The sequence below is a fragment of the Pseudomonas sp. G11 genome (assembly GCF_029457515.1).
In the GTDB taxonomy this organism is placed as follows: Bacteria; Pseudomonadota; Gammaproteobacteria; order Pseudomonadales; family Pseudomonadaceae; genus Aquipseudomonas; species Aquipseudomonas gorinensis.
The window spans coordinates 2398331-2412607 of sequence record NZ_CP120377.1 but is presented as its reverse complement, the minus strand read 5'-3'; the positions used below and the strand labels follow the sequence as shown (position 1 = coordinate 2412607).

The window sequence follows — 14277 nt, the reverse complement described above, 5'->3', positions numbered from 1 at the left end:
CGGGCGCGTGATGCGCCCGTCTTCTTTTTCTGACTCGAGACCGCTATGTCCCTCTCCTTGAAAGTGCGCATCGCAGGCCTCGCCGGCTTGCTCATGAGTCCGCTGGTCCAGGCGGATTTTTCGATTCCGGGGTTTGAACTGGTGCACACCGTGCCGGTGGATACCGCGTTGGGCACCGCCGATCTGCGCCAGCCGGGCCCGGTGTGGATCGAGCTGTTCGACGGCGCCAAAAGTACGATCGATATCGGCCAGTTCTACGCGGTGGATCACCCCGGCTCGGTGATGGACAGCGTCATCGAACGCTTGGAAGCCGCTGGCAAACGCGGCGTGAAGATTCGCTTCCTGCTGGAGGAAAAAGGCATTCGCTTGTCAGAAGCCTCCACCCTGGAACGCTTACGCGCGATTCCCAACCTGAGCTTACGCGTGTTGTCGTACGGACAACTGAGCGGCGGGATCCTCCACGCCAAATACATGGTGGTCGATGGCAAACAGGCGTTTATCGGCAGCCAGAATTTCGACTGGCGTTCTTTGGAACATATCCATGAAACCGGACTGCGGATCACCGACGCCCCGGTGGTAAGCCAGGTACAGGCGATCTTTGACCAGGACTGGCGAGCGCAGGCCGCCCTCACCGAGCACCAACCCGTGCCCCTGCCGGCCGCCGGTACAGCACCCGCGCGCACCGGCAACTACCTGGTGGCCAGCCCGCAACGCTACAACCCGCCGGGCGTGGGTGATTCACAACTCGAACTGCCACGCCTGCTCAGCGAAGCACAACACGAAGTCCGCGTGCAGTTGCTCGACTACGCGCCGCTGTCCTACGGCCCGGATAAAACCCGCCCGTATTACGCCGTGATCGACAACGCCGTGCGAGCGGCCGCCGCGCGGGGGGTGTCGATCAAGCTGATGGTGTCGAACTGGAACACCGACGCACTGGAGCTGCCGTACCTGAAAAGCCTGGCGGTACTGCCCAACGTGCAGATCAAGATCGTCACCCTGCCCGAGGCCAAGCAAGGGTTTATTCCCTACGCGCGGGTCATCCACAGCAAGACCCTGGAGATCGACGGGAAAGTGGCGTGGGTGGGTACCAGCAATTGGCTGGGTGGCTACCTGGATAACTCGCGCAATCTGGAAGTGGTGATGCGCAGTGAAATGATGGCCAGGCGTATAGGGGATCTGCATGAGCAGCTGTGGGACGGGCCCTACGCAAGAGCCTTGAACGTCACCGATGAGTACCCGGCGCCCCATCCTGGCCAGCATTGACCAGGGACACCTGAGTAATGGTAGTGTGTGGAAATGTTTCTGACAGATCGATCAGAAACGTCCTACTCACTACCTGCAAAGGAATGCGTCCCTCCATGCACTTTCCACTTAAGCAATTGGCCGTTGCGACCCTGTTCGCGGCCAGTCTTTCGGCCTTTACTTCGCCCGCCTTCGCCAACATCACCGCGCAACAGAGCACGGCGATTCTCAAGAGTTTCAGCGAAACCTCCGTCACCGATTTTCGTGGTTTCCTCGGCACCCTGGCCAAGGGCGAGCTGGGCAAAACCAGCGACGTGGGCCCGGCCATCAGTGCATTTCTCGACAACAAGCCCCTCACCGCCGAGCAGCAAAACGAAATCCATCGCCTGCTGGGTATCTACACCCGCGTGAAGTACGGCAAGGCCGCCCTCGAAACCCTGCGCGAGCTGGTGGAAATCCCGACTTTCAACGTGGATGGCCTGCCGCAGTACAAAAACCCGCAATTCCTCAAGATCGCCGACAAGCTCCAAGGCCTGGCGAAAGCTTTCAACCTGAGCTTCCGCAATGTCGACAACCGCGTGTACGAAATCTCTCTGGAGGGCAGCGGCGATGAAGTGGTCGGTATTCATGCCCACGCCGACGTCGTGCCAGTCACGCCAGAAAACTGGGTACTCAAGGACGGCACAAAGCTCGATCCGTTCAAGGTCACGCTGATTGGCGACCGCATGTATGGCCGCGGCACCGAGGATGACAAGAACGGTATTGTGGTGGCGATGTATGCGATGAAGGTGATCAAGGAGGAGAAACTGCCACTGGCGCGCAATTTCAAGCTGCTGGTGGACACCACCGAGGAAACGTCGGGGGATGCGATCCCGTATTACTTCGAGCGCAACCCGACGCCGCAGTACAACCTGGCACTGGATGGCGGTTACCCGGTGGTGATTGCCGAGAAAGGCTATGGCACGGTCATGGCCACCTTCCCGCGTCGCAAGGGGGAAGGCAAAGGCGCGGAAATCATCTCGATGACCGGCGGCATGGCCACCAACCAGATTCCGTCGGCTTCAGTCGCCACCCTGGTCAGCGACAAGCCGGCCGAATTGGCCGCCAGCCTGCAAAAGGCCGGGGCTGAATACGCCAAGCGCAACGGCGGCGATTTCGAGGTCACCGCCAAGGTCGACGGCAAAGACGTCAAGTTGACCGTCACCGGCGTGTCCGCGCACTCGTCCGAACCGGAGTCCGGCGTCAACCCGGTGGCGCGCATGCTGGAATTGATCCACAGCGTCGACGGCACGATCGCCCTCAAGCACAACCACATCACCGACGCCGCGCGGTATGCCTCGGATAACTGGGGCCTGGATTACCTGGGGGGCAAGTTGGGCGTAGGTTTCGCCGATGACTTCATGGGCCCGCTGACCACCTCGCTGACGTTTGTCGGCCTGGATGACAAAGCCTTCAAGCTGGCGGTGAACCTGCGCGTGCCGAAGGGCAAGTCGCCGGAAAAACTCAAAGCCGAGATTGCCGACAAGCTGAGCGCCTGGGACAAGAAAACCAAAGTCAAAGTGGACTTCACCTACTCAATCGCCGAACCGATGTACCGCAACCCCGAAGGCGAGTGGGTCAAGGCCCTGCTGGCGGTGGCCACCGAAAACCTGGGCATGGAACACAAGTTCGGGACCTCGGCCGGCGCGACGTCGGTACATGAGCTGCCGAACGGCGTGCAGTTCGGCCTGGCGCGCCCGGAAGTGAAATACACCGGGCACACCGACAACGAGTTCAAGACCGTCGACCAGTTCTTGCTGGACCTGCAGATCGTTACCGAAATGATGGGCCGTATCGGGCAACTGCCGAAGCTCTGACCCCCCTCGGATCCGCCGTCCTGGCGGGTCCATCGCGCTGGCTGCCTGGCCGCGCACAAACAAAAACGCCGCCCTTGACCGAGCGGCGTTTTTGCATGGGTAAGACGCTCGTAGGAAACATCTCATTTTGTTTTGAGCACCCGTCCTTCTACCTCACGGTGTTAGCTTCGGCAGGCAATCTCAACTGCCTACGAAGATAGGAGTGCCACAACAATGAAGTCATCACTTAAGCACCTGCTCATCGCTGCCCTGGTAGTCCCCCTTGCAGCATTCACCCTGCCCGTACAGGCCAATATTTCCCCGCAACAAAGCCGCGCCATCCTCACGCACTTCAGCGAAACATTGCCCACTGACTTCCGTGAGTTCCTGAGACAGCTGGGCGTGAGCGCCCCACCCATGAGAAGCGACCTCGGCGCGGCAATCAGCGGTTTCCTTGACGGCAAGGCACTTTCCACCGCACAGCAAAACCAGATTCATCGCCTGCTTGGCCTCTATGCCCGATTGAAGTACGGCGACGCGGCCATTGGCACCCTGCGCGAACTGGTGGCCATTCCGACCTTTCGTGTGGAGGGGGTTGCCCAGCACGATAACCCTGAATTCATCAAGATGGGCAACACACTCAAGACGTTGGCAGAATCATTCAACCTCTCCTTTCGCAACATCGACAACCGCGTTTTCGAGGTCTCGCTCAACGGCGCCGACGATGAAGTCGTGGGCATTCACGCGCATGCCGACGTCGTGCCCGCCAATCCGCAGGACTGGGTATTGGAAGACGGCACCCGGCTCGACCCATTCAAGGTTTCCCAGGTCGGCAACCGCTTGTATGGCCGAGGCACGGAGGACGACAAGAATGGCATCGTGGTGGCGCTCTACGCCATGAAGGTCATCCAGGAGGAGCGGCTACCGCTGGCGAGAAGCTTCAAGCTGCTGGTCGATACCACTGAGGAAATCGCCGGCGATGCAATCGCCTACTACTTTGAACGCAACCCTACGCCCCACTACAACGTGGCTCTGGATGGCGGTTATCCGGTGGTCATTGCCGAGAAAGGCTATGGCACTGTCACCGCGAACTTTGCCCGACGTACTGCACAGGGCGACGGCGCCGAAATCATCTCCATGACCGGAGGTCTCGCCGCCAACCAGATCCCGCTGACCTCGGTTGCCATACTGGTGGGGGAAAATCCGATTGAATTGGCAGCCCGCCTGCAAAAGACGGGTAACGAATATGCGAGGCGCAATGGCGATAATTTCAACGTAATCGCCCAAGTCGTCGGCAAGGAAGTCCAACTGACCGTTACCGGCGTGTCTGCGCATTCATCAGAACCCGAATCCGGTGTGAACCCCGTCTCCAGGATGTTGGGCTTCATCCACAGCCTGGACGGGAACATCGCACTCAAGCAAAACCATATTTCCGATGCCGCGCGTTACGCTGCCGACAACTGGGGGCTGGATTATCTGGGAGGCAAACTGGGTATTGGCTTTTCGGACACTTTCATGGGGCCTCTGACTACATCACTGACCTTCATCGGAATGAACGAAAAGACCTTCACGCTGACGGTCAACCTACGCGTACCAAAGGGAAAACGTTTGGACGTGCTGAAAGCCGAGATTGCCGACAAGTTGGGCGCCTGGAGCACGAAGAACGCCATTGCAATGGACGTGGACTACTTGATGACCGAACCGATGTTCCGCGACCCCGAGGGTGAGTGGGTCAAGGCTTTGCTGGACGTAGCCAGCGAAAACCTCGACATGCCGCGAAAATTCGGCGCCTCTGCCGGCTCAACCTCGGTGCATGACCTACCCAATGGCGTGCAGTTCGGCCTGGCCAGGCTCGACGTTAAGTACACAGGCCACACCAATAAAGAGTTCAAGACGGTCGACCAGTTCTTGCTGGATCTGCAGATCGTTACTGAAATGATGGGGCGTATCGGGCAGTTACCGAAGCTCTGATAGCCGAATGAGGCCGCCGCGATGGCGGGCTTTTTTCGGCCGGCATAAATCCCACGCAAAAAAAAACGCCGATCATCACTGATCGGCGTTTTCATTGAATATGGAGCGGGAAACGAGACTCGAACTCGCGACCCCGACCTTGGCAAGGTCGTGCTCTACCAACTGAGCTATTCCCGCAAATGGCGTCCCCTAGGGGACTCGAACCCCTGTTACCGCCGTGAAAGGGCGGTGTCCTAGGCCACTAGACGAAGGGGACACGCTACTGAAACACATGGTGTGTATTCCAGTGCCCAGAGGCCTCACCCGAAGATGTGGTCCTGGTTTCACTCAGTGCCGCCCGAGGGCAACACTGCTTAAAAATTGGAGCGGGAAACGAGTCATGCACTAGAGCGCTAAGTCTCTGTTTCCCAATCACTTTCTCCACTGTGGTGATCAGCGAAGAACTCAATTATAGCCTTGTTTTTCGCCCTCGGCAACAAAGTTCATCCAACCACTTCCACCAGCGTCCAAGGATGATCCATCCACCCGTCGTTACGCCTGATGCGTCCAGCTGCTGAGCGGGTTCGCTATCGAACTCCAACTTGCGACGATCATGACTTGCGCTCGCTCCGCAGGCAGCGCGGGGTGGTGTCGCGTGGACTACCTGGCACCTGGACGGCTGTAGGACACAACCGCCGGCATCGGAACACCGCAAGTACTCATCTTTACATCGCTGCGGCTAACTTCGCCGGAGCGCAACGCGGCGCCAGTGTAGTGGCAGCCAGCCTCAACGAAGGCGTGCAGCAATCCGGTTCATCTGCTCGATCTCCGCGCGCTGGCCATCGGAAATCGCTTGGCATAGGTTGACGAGTTCCGGATCTGAGAGCTGCGCCTCGCGGCACATGAGGATCGCTCCCGAATGGTGCGGGACCATAGACGCGATGAACTGTCGATCGCCGATTCCGGTTTGAGCACGGGTAGCGGCAAAAGAACCGAGTGTGAGAACGGCAAACAAGCCGTACAGCACGAGATTGAGCCGCCGGTTTGGAAACATGCCGGGCATTGTCGCTAGCATGAAGATGCCCATTGGCGCCCACATAGTGACCGCCATGTAGAGCATGTTGAGATTGTTTCTGAAGTCCCTGGCGCCGTCGATCATGCTGAACATTACGAAGTACATGACGACGAGGCCCAACACCATGTTCACCCAGAACTTGGCGTATGGTCGGCCGTGCTTACCCATCTGACCGGATGTGTGATGTTGATGTTCATGGGAATGTTCAGCCATCTCCGTCTCCTATGTGCTGGGGCAACCTGGCAGGGTCACTGGTACTGCGGCAGATACTTTGTCGATATATCAGCATGTGGAGCGATGCATCACTAACCGCTGATTTCCAGTCCCCAACTGGACGTAGGGGCGTCGAACGCTTCAACTCGCTGGTCTTGAACCGTCTGGATATCAGACCATACCAAATCGGTCTTGATGGGCTTTGCGCCACCTATGACGCTGGTACCGTGAGCGCCAATATCGAGCTTGCGTCCTCATCGCTCGATGGGCCGGCAACTGATCGATTCTTGCATATCAAGCAAGACAAGGCCACCTGCGGCGGACGCCAATGGCCTCCTCCGCCTTCGCTTAGGGCATCGCCTCAAGCGTCCGTCGCAGGCCATAACGACACAACAGCCCTTGGGCAAGAAAGGAGCCGGTGATGTAGCGCACCCGAAAGGAGACGAAGACATGCACAAGGACATTTCAACATCAAAGGTGTTCTATCGTCCCATCGAGGCGGCCATCCGATGGGCTGGGTTGCTGCGGTATCTCCCGATGATCCTGGCCACGATCGCGTCACCGCGTGTCCTGCCTCGGTCGCTGAACTGCCCTCGATGGAATGAGTGCCGGCTGCACTCGGAACGTATCTATGACGGCATCCTCAACGGAGAGCTGCCCTACGGCAAGAACGGGATCACGCTCAATGATCCGAACCTGCTCAATTCTCTGGATCTGACTGTTCGCCATGTCGATCTAAAACGCTGGATGCGCACCCACTATCCCGAGCACCGGCCAGGATTTCTGTTCAGCCGTGGCGAACGCATGGCGCATCCTTTCATCACCATGGAAACAGGACAGGCGATCCTCGTGGAGCGGCTGGCCCTTCAGGCCGCGCTTGAACAAGCCCGACGTGAGATGCGAGAACTGCAGGAGCAGCACGACACGCTACTCAAGCAATCCTCGGTGCTGTTGGCATCCAAGCAATGCGAGATCAGCGAACGGGCGGAAACGACCTATCTCAACATCATTGGAGGGATGTTGACGCTGATGCTGAGCCAGTCGCCTTCAGGCGTGCCCTATTCCAGCTTCAAAACGCAGGAGGCCCTTGTCTCTGCATTGGTCGCCCACTACGGCGGCACCATGGGCATCACTGAGCGCACCTTAAACGGAAAGTTCGCCAACGCTAAGAGGTACGTTCGTAGCGCAAGCGCATGAGGTTATCCAGCTTGTATGTGCAATCGCGGAGATTGCATTTGCAATGTCTTTCCGCAGCCAGGTCTATTGAATAGAGGTCACGCCAACAAACGCCACCGAGCGTTCAGGAGTGACCGCCATGTCGCAGACCCCTGTACTCCCGCCGAACGAGCGCCGCATCCTGCGGCTCGATGAAGTCGAAGCGAAGTCCGGCTTCAAACGCGCCCACATCTACAACCTGATGAAGAAGCGCCAGTTCCCTCAGGCGCTGCGCCTGGGCGTGCGCGCTGTCGGCTGGGATTCGATCGAAATCGACCAGTGGATCGCCGAGCGCCTCAACCACCGGACCTGACCCGCTCTCCCGCGGACTTCCCATTCCCAGCCGGAGAGCGCCATGCAGGTCGTGTCCATCATTTCAACGAAGGGCGGCGTCGGCAAGACCACGACGGCCGCCAACCTGGGCGGGCTCGCCGCGGACGCGGGCCTGCGCGTGCTGCTGCTCGATCTCGACGTGCAGCCCACCTTGTCCTCCTACTACGAACTGACCCAGCGCGCGCCGGGCGGCATCTATGAGCTGTTGGCCTTCAACGAGCGCGACCTTGGCCAGCTCGTGTCCCGCACGATCATCGCGGGCCTGGACCTGGTGCTGTCCGACGACCACCGGGGCGAGCTGAACACGTTGTTGCTGCATGCGCCGGATGGCCGCCTGCGGTTGCGGCATCTGCTGCCAGCACTTGCTCCCCTCTACGACCTGGTGCTGATCGACACCCAGGGCGCGCGTTCCGTGCTGCTGGAGATGGCGGTGCTCGCCTCCGATCTCGCGCTGTCGCCCGTCACGCCGGAGATCCTCGCGGCACGCGAGCTGCGGCGCGGCACCATGCAGTTGCTCGAAGACATTGCGCCGTACCGGCACCTGGGCATCGAACCGCCGCCGCTGCACTTGCTCATCAACCGCGTCCACCCGGTGTCCGCCAACGCACGGCTGATCCAGCAGGCCTTGCGCGACCTGTTCCAGGACAGCGCCGGCATCCGCGTGCTCGCCACCGACGTGCCGGCCATAGAAGCGTATCCACGTGCCGCAACGCGCGGCCTGCCGGTGCATCGGGTCGAGCACCGCCAGCCGCCCGGCAGAGTCGCCCCTGCCGCGCTCGACACGATGCGCGCGCTCGCCAGCGAGTTGTTCCCGCAATGGCAGGACCGACTGGCTCAAGTATCCGGCCGCCCGCAGCGACCTCTTGATCCTGGGAGGCCCCATGGCGAACGCACATGAGCTGGCCCGCGGCCACAAGCGGCTGCGCGCCCTGATCGAGTTCGCGGTCGGTGAGGGCTGGCACGTCAAGCGCACGCCGGGCGGGCACCTCAAGTTCACCAAGGCCGGCTGCGCGGCGATCTACACGAGTTCGACAGCGAGTGACCACCGGGCCGAATTGAACGCCCGTGCGCAGATCCGCCGCGCCGAGCGAGAGGCCCGCATGGCGCCGGCCGGCGGTCGTGGGGACTGCGAGGGGTGCGGCCATGGCTGACATGACCTCGCAGGACATGGCAGGCAAGCTGCTCGCGGCCGGCTTCGAGCGCAGCGGCCCAGCGGCTACGGCCTTGAGCGACCCGATCGCGGACACGCCCATGGTCGTGACGCTGGACCAGTTGCGGCCCTACGACCATGACCCGCGCATGAAGCGCAACCCGGCTTACGAGGAAATCAAGGCATCCATCCGCGAGCGCGGCCTGGACGCGGCGCCGGCCATCACGCGCAGGCCCGGCGAGGACCACTACATCATCCGCAACGGCGGCAACACGCGACTGGCGATCCTGCGCGAACTCTGGTCGGAGACCAAGGAAGAACGCTTCTTCCGCATATCGTGCCTGTTCCGACCATGGCCGGAGCGCGGTGAAATCGTCGCGCTGACCGGGCATCTTGCCGAGAACGAACTGCGCGGCGGCCTCACGTTCATCGAGCGCGCGCTCGGCGTCGAGAAAGCACGGGAGTTCTACGAGCAGGAGAGCGGCGCCGCCCTGAGCCAGTCGGAACTGGCCCGCCGCCTGGCGGCCGATGGCTTCCCCGTCCAGCGGTCGCACATCACCCGCATGGCCGACGCGGTGCGCTACCTGCTGCCCGCCATTCCCACTGTGCTCTATGGCGGCCTGGGGCGCCACCAGGTCGAGCGGCTGTCGGTCATGCGCACGGCCTGCAAACGCACCTGGGAGCACTACGCCAAGGACCGTTCGCTGCCGCTGGACTTCGACAGTTTCTTTCAGGAGGTGCTGGCGCAGTTCGACACGCAGGGCGACGAGTTCGCGCCGCAGCGCGTGCAAGACGAGCTGATCGGCCAGATGTCCGAGCTGCTGGGCATCGGCTACGACGTGCTGGCGCTGGACCTGACCGAATCGGAAAGCCGCCACCGGGCGCTGGTCAGTGACCCGACGCCACCTGCGGCGCAGCCGGCGTTGCCTTCGCCCACCGCCGGCACGCCGACTCCGCCGGGCGCAGCATCGTCCATCGCCACGCCTGCAGCGGCGGCCGGTCCTCCACCCGCCAGCCCTCCGGCGTCCGAGCCCACCTTGCGCCACGACGACACGGCGGTTGGCGAAGCGGCCACGGGAAGCCAGCCGGCCGCACCGGGCGATCTGCTTCGCGAGCACATCGTCTCGCCAGCACCGACGACAGAACGGCTCCAATCGATCCAGCGCATGGTCGCCGACCAGTTGGGCGATGCGCTGCCGCCCGACTTCTCGGCGAGCGTGCTGCAGTCCATCCCGGTGCAAGCCGGCGGACTCTATCCGATCTCCGACGTCTGGTACATCGACGCCGGCCTGGACACGCCCGATCGGCTGCGCATCCACATCGCGCAGTTCGCGCGCGAGATCGCCGGGGAGGCAGGCCTGGACGAGTGCATCGAGGATCGCGCCGATGGCATCGGGTTTGCGTGCCGCGCCCGCGGCCAAGCCCCGTCGCCGCTCGGCCGCGCGGTGCTGACGCTGCTCACTTCCCTGACGGGTCAGCCCGTCGCCGAAGCGGGCCTGGACGGCGCGCAGCTCGCCGCCGACCTGCCGACCCTGTTGCACGGCCAGAGCCAAGGCCATGGCAGCGGCGCAAGGCGCTTGAGCGACACGGCGTTGGTCAAGCTCTTTCGGCTGCTGCGCCTCGCCCGGCGTCTGCTGGACCTGGAAGCCGGCACCACGGCGCCCGGGACGTGAGCGAGGGAGGCCGCATGTCCACATCGCATCCGCTCAACCAGGCCGTGATTGCCCAGGCGCTGTATGACCTTCGCAACGGCCAACTGCGCCGCTGCAAGGCCATGGGCTTCGGCGAGGCCGAGCTGGATGCGCTCAAGCACCCCGCGCTGATCAGCGTGCTGGCCAACGCCAGCGTCTCGTGGTGCTCGGTCACGGTCAACCGCGAAGTGCTGCAGCGCCTGCTCAACCAGGCACAGGACGTGGAGAAGGAAATCGCCACGGTCGATCGCATGCTGCGGCTGGGGGCCAGCACGGAGATGGTCAGCCGCTTCTATGGCCTGACCCATCAGGAAGTCGCCCTGCGGCGGGAGATCCTCGGCCTGCCCAAGCGCAAGGGGCGCCACCCCGTCCTGGACGAGACCCAGGACACCGAACTGTGGCGGCAATGGAAAGCCGTGACCAGCAGCAGGAACGTCGATCTGGAGGACGAGACCTCGATTCTCGATGCGGCCATGGACCTGGCCGAGGGCATGTCGCTGCCGCTCTCGGTGGTCTGGGCCGCGATCAGGAACTGGGTCGATCAGGGATTGGGCTAGGCCATGGCCGTGGACGACACCGCCCCACGAGCCCAGCGCCCTGGCCCCATCGCACTCGCCGACCTGTTCGACGCTGCGCTGAAGGACCTCGCGCCCAAGTCCAGCTCTGGCGCTCCCGCGTCCCTGCCTGCTCCAACGCCCACGCCTCCTACGTCCGGCGACGCCTTCCTGTTCAGTGGCAATCGGCACGAGAGCGTGCCGCGGCGGCTGTTCCTCGACCGCCGCCTGACACCGCTGGAGCGCAACGCCTGGCAGGTGTTCCGATTGATGCTCAACGACGATGGCGTCACGGCATTTCCCACCTATGAGCAGTTGCGCCCCTGGCTGGCGTCGATGCCCTGCGCAGGCCAGGCCTCCCATGAGACCGTGGCGCGGGCGCTGACGCTGCTGCGCCTGACGCGCTGGCTGAGCCTCGTGCGACGACGGCGCGACCCCAAGACCGGTCGCATCCTCGGCAACCTCTACGTCCTGCACGACGAACCGCTGACGCCGTTCGAGGCGATGCAACTCGACGCCGACTACCTGGCCCTGGTCAGCCAGTCGCTGGGGCATTCGGCCAAGGCCGTCCAGGTGGTGGGACTCAACACCCTCCAGGAGATCGCGGACGACCCGATGCTGTCCGGACGCACCTTGCCGTCGCGGCTGCAAGTGCTCGCCGAGCGCCTGGCCGACCAGGGCATCACCGCCTCCGAAAGTTATCCACAGGAGGATGCGGTCCACGATTCCGAAGAAGGGCCCGCGAGCCTTCTTCGGAATGGCGATCGCCCATCTTCGGAATCCGAAGCAGGGCCGAAACCCGCGCCAGACGGCGCTCTTCGGAATTCGAAGCAGGACCGTACAGTACGTAGTAGTCGTATTGATGAAGTACGTACTACCGCGCAGGCGCGTGCGCTGGGCGACCTGCAATGGCCCAAGCGCTTCGCGGAACTGAAGGCGGAACAGCAGGCCGGAGCCAAGATGGCGTTGCAGCAGGTGGACGCTGCCCTGCGGCAGGCCGTGCTGGACGAATGGGCCGCACGGTGCGGCAAGCATGGCATCCGCAACCCCGCCGGTTATCTGTTCGGCATCATCCAGCGCGCCATGCGCGGCGAGTTCAATGCCTGGGCCAAGCAGACCGGCCCGGCACCGCCAACACCATCGGCGGCGCGAGCGCCACCAACCGAGCCGCCGCGCAACGTCGTGCCGCCCGAGGTGGCCCGGCAGCACATCGAGCGCCTGCGCGATCTGCTGCGCAAATCCTGAGCACAGGGCTTGTCAAAGCCGTGAAGTAGATCTCCATGGCGGTCGGCAGAAACGGTCCCCTGGGGACGGCTGTGCGGTGAAGCGCCGGGCGACGGCGCGACATGCTGCGCAAAACCTGAGTAGAGCGCATGCAAGACCATGAAGCAGACCTCCATGGCGCTCAACGGAACGGTCCCCTGGGGACGGCTGCGCGGCGAAGGATCGTGTCGAACGGCAGCGCGACGTGCGGTGCAGCACGCATACCGTCAACAACCGAGGACGGGAACGCCGATGTGAGTGCCCATCTGCGGAGCGGTCCCCAGGGGACCGTTGCGCGCTGCGCCGCCAGCGCGCACAGAACCGGGGGTCGGCTCATTTCGGTTTGTTGACTGACTGCCTTCCGCTGCATGCGGATGCTGGCGGCTCCCTGTCCACCAGCGAGCGATCACCATGGCAACCAGCAACGAACCATTGCAACTCAACCTCGGCTCCCTGCGCAGCGCGATGTCGCTGACGCTGCACACCCACCACGCCTCGCGCATCTGGCATGGCCGCGCCGCCGCCGAGGGGCGACCCGGCATCGTCGGCCTGAACGGCTACATCGCCGTGATGAACAAGATGAAGCGCGGCTCGGAGCAGGACGACCCGTACAGCGACTGGTGGATGTTGCGCATCGAGGAAAAGCTCGACCAGACCAGGACCACGTTGCAATCGCTGCGCGAGCAGGTTGACCAGGCACTGGCCGGCGTGCCTGCGGCGTTGAGCCTGGGTGAGAACCTCAACGTGCAGCCGGTGAAGCTCCCCTTGTTCGTGAACGCGCAGCTCGGCTTTGCCGCCGTCTATCTGCTGGCCGACTACGACGACATCGCCCGCAAGCTGATCCTCGCCCACCACACCGCGCTGATCGATCGCTCGACGTTGGAGCGCTGGCTCAACGAAGGTGCCCACGCGCTGCGCAGCCTGTTCAGCCTGGCCCAGCAATACCGCTACTCGGGCTGCACCCGCGACGACTTCGCGGCCAAGAACGCCGCAGCTCGGGCAGCATTGGAGAAGTTCGGCGAACTGCCGCAGGACGTGCTCGAAGGCATGCGCCGCTCGAAGTTTGCGCCGCCCGTCGTGCGCCGTGGTCTGCAACAGCGTGGTGATAGCGCTGCCGCAGCCGCATCTCCCACCGACGAAGGCGCTGCCGCCGATTCGGCCGAGGCCAAGTCCACAGCCGCCGGCGAGGACGAACCGGCATGAGCGACCCGAACCGCGAACCGCGCTACTTCCGTCGTCTGGAACAGCCAGCCTTCATGCGGCTGGAACACGCGGCCTCTCTAAAAGGCCTTTTAAAGCCTTTTAAAGGTAAAGGGGACTTCGAGGCCTGGGCCAGCCAGTGCTTCGCCATGCGCGACGAGTTGATTGCCCTGGCGCAGCGACAGGTGCTGCCACAGGCGTGCGGGCATCCCTTCCACCTGCTTCCCGTCGAGCTGGCCCAGCAGACCACTGGCGCAGGCACGACCTTTCTTCGCTGGCGCAAGCACGATCGATCGGCCATGGGCGTGGCGTTGTGGCAGGAGCTGATGGCGAGCCCCAGCACGCCGGTCAACCTGCTGCACGACCTGCACGAGATCGAACTGCAGCGCGTCATGCTGAACATGCAGATCAGCCTGCTGCACACCCTGGGCAGGCAAGCACAGGAATGCGCCAGCAAGGCCGCGCAGGCGGACAACACCTACCTGCGCCGGCTCGCGTCCGTTCCTGCCGCAGTGCGCGATCGGTGATTGCGCCTGCCATCCGAGCACGCGCCCGA

General features: G+C 62.8%; 13 protein-coding genes and 2 tRNA genes. 12 read left to right on the top strand and 3 right to left on the bottom strand.

Features of this window, described 5'->3' with window-relative positions:
- Window positions 1–45: 45 nt before the first annotated feature.
- The 3 genes from P2T68_RS11155 to P2T68_RS11145 all read left to right on the top strand — a co-directional run bounded on the left by P2T68_RS11155 (window position 46) and on the right by P2T68_RS11145 (window position 5048).
- Complete coding sequence (locus P2T68_RS11155) at window positions 46–1263, top strand: phospholipase D-like domain-containing protein (protein ID WP_069075595.1); 1218 nt, start codon at window positions 46–48, stop codon at window positions 1261–1263.
- A gap of 95 nt (window positions 1264–1358) precedes the next feature.
- On the top strand, window positions 1359–3098 hold the full coding sequence (locus P2T68_RS11150) for a dipeptidase (protein WP_069075594.1): 1740 nt from the start codon (window positions 1359–1361) through the stop codon (window positions 3096–3098).
- A gap of 213 nt (window positions 3099–3311) precedes the next feature.
- The gene (locus tag P2T68_RS11145; RefSeq protein ID WP_277379338.1) at window positions 3312–5048 is read left to right on the top strand and encodes a dipeptidase; all 1737 of its coding nucleotides are present in this window, start codon (window positions 3312–3314) and stop codon (window positions 5046–5048) included.
- A gap of 101 nt (window positions 5049–5149) precedes the next feature.
- On the opposite strand, the gene P2T68_RS11140 is transcribed toward P2T68_RS11145, so the two are convergent.
- The 3 genes from P2T68_RS11140 to P2T68_RS11130 form a co-directional block, all read right to left on the bottom strand.
- Window positions 5150–5225: transfer RNA gene (locus tag P2T68_RS11140), tRNA-Gly, on the bottom strand.
- Between the two features lie 3 nt (window positions 5226–5228).
- Window positions 5229–5304 (bottom strand) — tRNA-Glu (locus P2T68_RS11135).
- A gap of 510 nt (window positions 5305–5814) precedes the next feature.
- On the bottom strand, window positions 5815–6315 hold the full coding sequence (locus P2T68_RS11130; protein ID WP_003098996.1) for a DUF305 domain-containing protein: 501 nt from the start codon (window positions 6313–6315) through the stop codon (window positions 5815–5817).
- Between the two features lie 450 nt (window positions 6316–6765).
- Between P2T68_RS11130 and P2T68_RS11125 the strand changes: the two genes are divergently transcribed.
- From P2T68_RS11125 to P2T68_RS11085, 9 genes are all read left to right on the top strand, one after another.
- On the top strand, window positions 6766–7512 hold the full coding sequence (locus P2T68_RS11125; RefSeq protein WP_003098991.1) for a hypothetical protein: 747 nt from the start codon (window positions 6766–6768) through the stop codon (window positions 7510–7512).
- A 118-nt stretch (window positions 7513–7630) separates the two neighbouring features.
- Window positions 7631–7843 (top strand): AlpA family transcriptional regulator, encoded by a 213-nt coding sequence (locus tag P2T68_RS11120; RefSeq protein WP_003090093.1) that lies wholly within the window; start codon window positions 7631–7633, stop codon window positions 7841–7843.
- A 42-nt stretch (window positions 7844–7885) separates the two neighbouring features.
- A complete protein-coding gene (locus P2T68_RS11115; protein WP_003098988.1) occupies window positions 7886–8761 on the top strand; it encodes a ParA family protein in 876 nt (291 codons plus the stop codon).
- Window positions 8745–9014, top strand: a complete 270-nt coding sequence (locus P2T68_RS11110; protein ID WP_003050422.1) for a hypothetical protein — start codon at window positions 8745–8747, stop codon at window positions 9012–9014. The genes P2T68_RS11115 and P2T68_RS11110 overlap by 17 nt, the downstream gene beginning before the upstream one ends.
- Complete coding sequence (locus tag P2T68_RS11105) at window positions 9007–10686, top strand: ParB family protein (protein WP_004350508.1); 1680 nt, start codon at window positions 9007–9009, stop codon at window positions 10684–10686. The genes P2T68_RS11110 and P2T68_RS11105 overlap by 8 nt, the downstream gene beginning before the upstream one ends.
- Window positions 10687–10700: 14 nt before the next feature.
- Window positions 10701–11261: a DUF2857 domain-containing protein gene (locus P2T68_RS11100; RefSeq protein WP_003090097.1), complete on the top strand. Its 561-nt coding sequence runs from the start codon at window positions 10701–10703 to the stop codon at window positions 11259–11261.
- Window positions 11262–11264: 3 nt separating this feature from the next.
- Window positions 11265–12503, top strand: a complete 1239-nt coding sequence (locus P2T68_RS11095; protein WP_003116837.1) for an STY4528 family pathogenicity island replication protein — start codon at window positions 11265–11267, stop codon at window positions 12501–12503.
- 429 nt (window positions 12504–12932) lie between these two features.
- On the top strand, window positions 12933–13724 hold the full coding sequence (locus P2T68_RS11090; RefSeq protein WP_003116836.1) for a PFL_4669 family integrating conjugative element protein: 792 nt from the start codon (window positions 12933–12935) through the stop codon (window positions 13722–13724).
- Entirely contained in the window at window positions 13721–14248 is a 528-nt protein-coding gene (locus tag P2T68_RS11085; protein ID WP_003098978.1) for a DUF3158 family protein, read from the top strand. Before P2T68_RS11090 ends, P2T68_RS11085 begins: the two co-directional genes overlap by 4 nt.
- The last annotated feature ends 29 nt before the right edge of the window (window positions 14249–14277 follow it).

Excerpts from the sequence above, each read along its gene's own strand:
- P2T68_RS11155 (WP_069075595.1), top strand. The coding sequence starts at position 46 with ATGTCCCTCTCCTTGAAAGTGCGCATCGCAGGCCTCGCCGGCTTGCTC.
- P2T68_RS11150 (WP_069075594.1), top strand. The coding sequence starts at position 1,359 with ATGCACTTTCCACTTAAGCAATTGGCCGTTGCGACCCTGTTCGCGGCC.
- P2T68_RS11145 (WP_277379338.1), top strand. The coding sequence starts at position 3,312 with ATGAAGTCATCACTTAAGCACCTGCTCATCGCTGCCCTGGTAGTCCCC.
- P2T68_RS11130 (WP_003098996.1), bottom strand. The coding sequence starts at position 6,315 with ATGGCTGAACATTCCCATGAACATCAACATCACACATCCGGTCAGATG.
- P2T68_RS11125 (WP_003098991.1), top strand. The coding sequence starts at position 6,766 with ATGCACAAGGACATTTCAACATCAAAGGTGTTCTATCGTCCCATCGAG.
- P2T68_RS11120 (WP_003090093.1), top strand. The coding sequence starts at position 7,631 with ATGTCGCAGACCCCTGTACTCCCGCCGAACGAGCGCCGCATCCTGCGG.
- P2T68_RS11115 (WP_003098988.1), top strand. The coding sequence starts at position 7,886 with ATGCAGGTCGTGTCCATCATTTCAACGAAGGGCGGCGTCGGCAAGACC.
- P2T68_RS11110 (WP_003050422.1), top strand. The coding sequence starts at position 8,745 with ATGGCGAACGCACATGAGCTGGCCCGCGGCCACAAGCGGCTGCGCGCC.
- P2T68_RS11105 (WP_004350508.1), top strand. The coding sequence starts at position 9,007 with ATGGCTGACATGACCTCGCAGGACATGGCAGGCAAGCTGCTCGCGGCC.
- P2T68_RS11100 (WP_003090097.1), top strand. The coding sequence starts at position 10,701 with ATGTCCACATCGCATCCGCTCAACCAGGCCGTGATTGCCCAGGCGCTG.
- P2T68_RS11095 (WP_003116837.1), top strand. The coding sequence starts at position 11,265 with ATGGCCGTGGACGACACCGCCCCACGAGCCCAGCGCCCTGGCCCCATC.
- P2T68_RS11090 (WP_003116836.1), top strand. The coding sequence starts at position 12,933 with ATGGCAACCAGCAACGAACCATTGCAACTCAACCTCGGCTCCCTGCGC.
- P2T68_RS11085 (WP_003098978.1), top strand. The coding sequence starts at position 13,721 with ATGAGCGACCCGAACCGCGAACCGCGCTACTTCCGTCGTCTGGAACAG.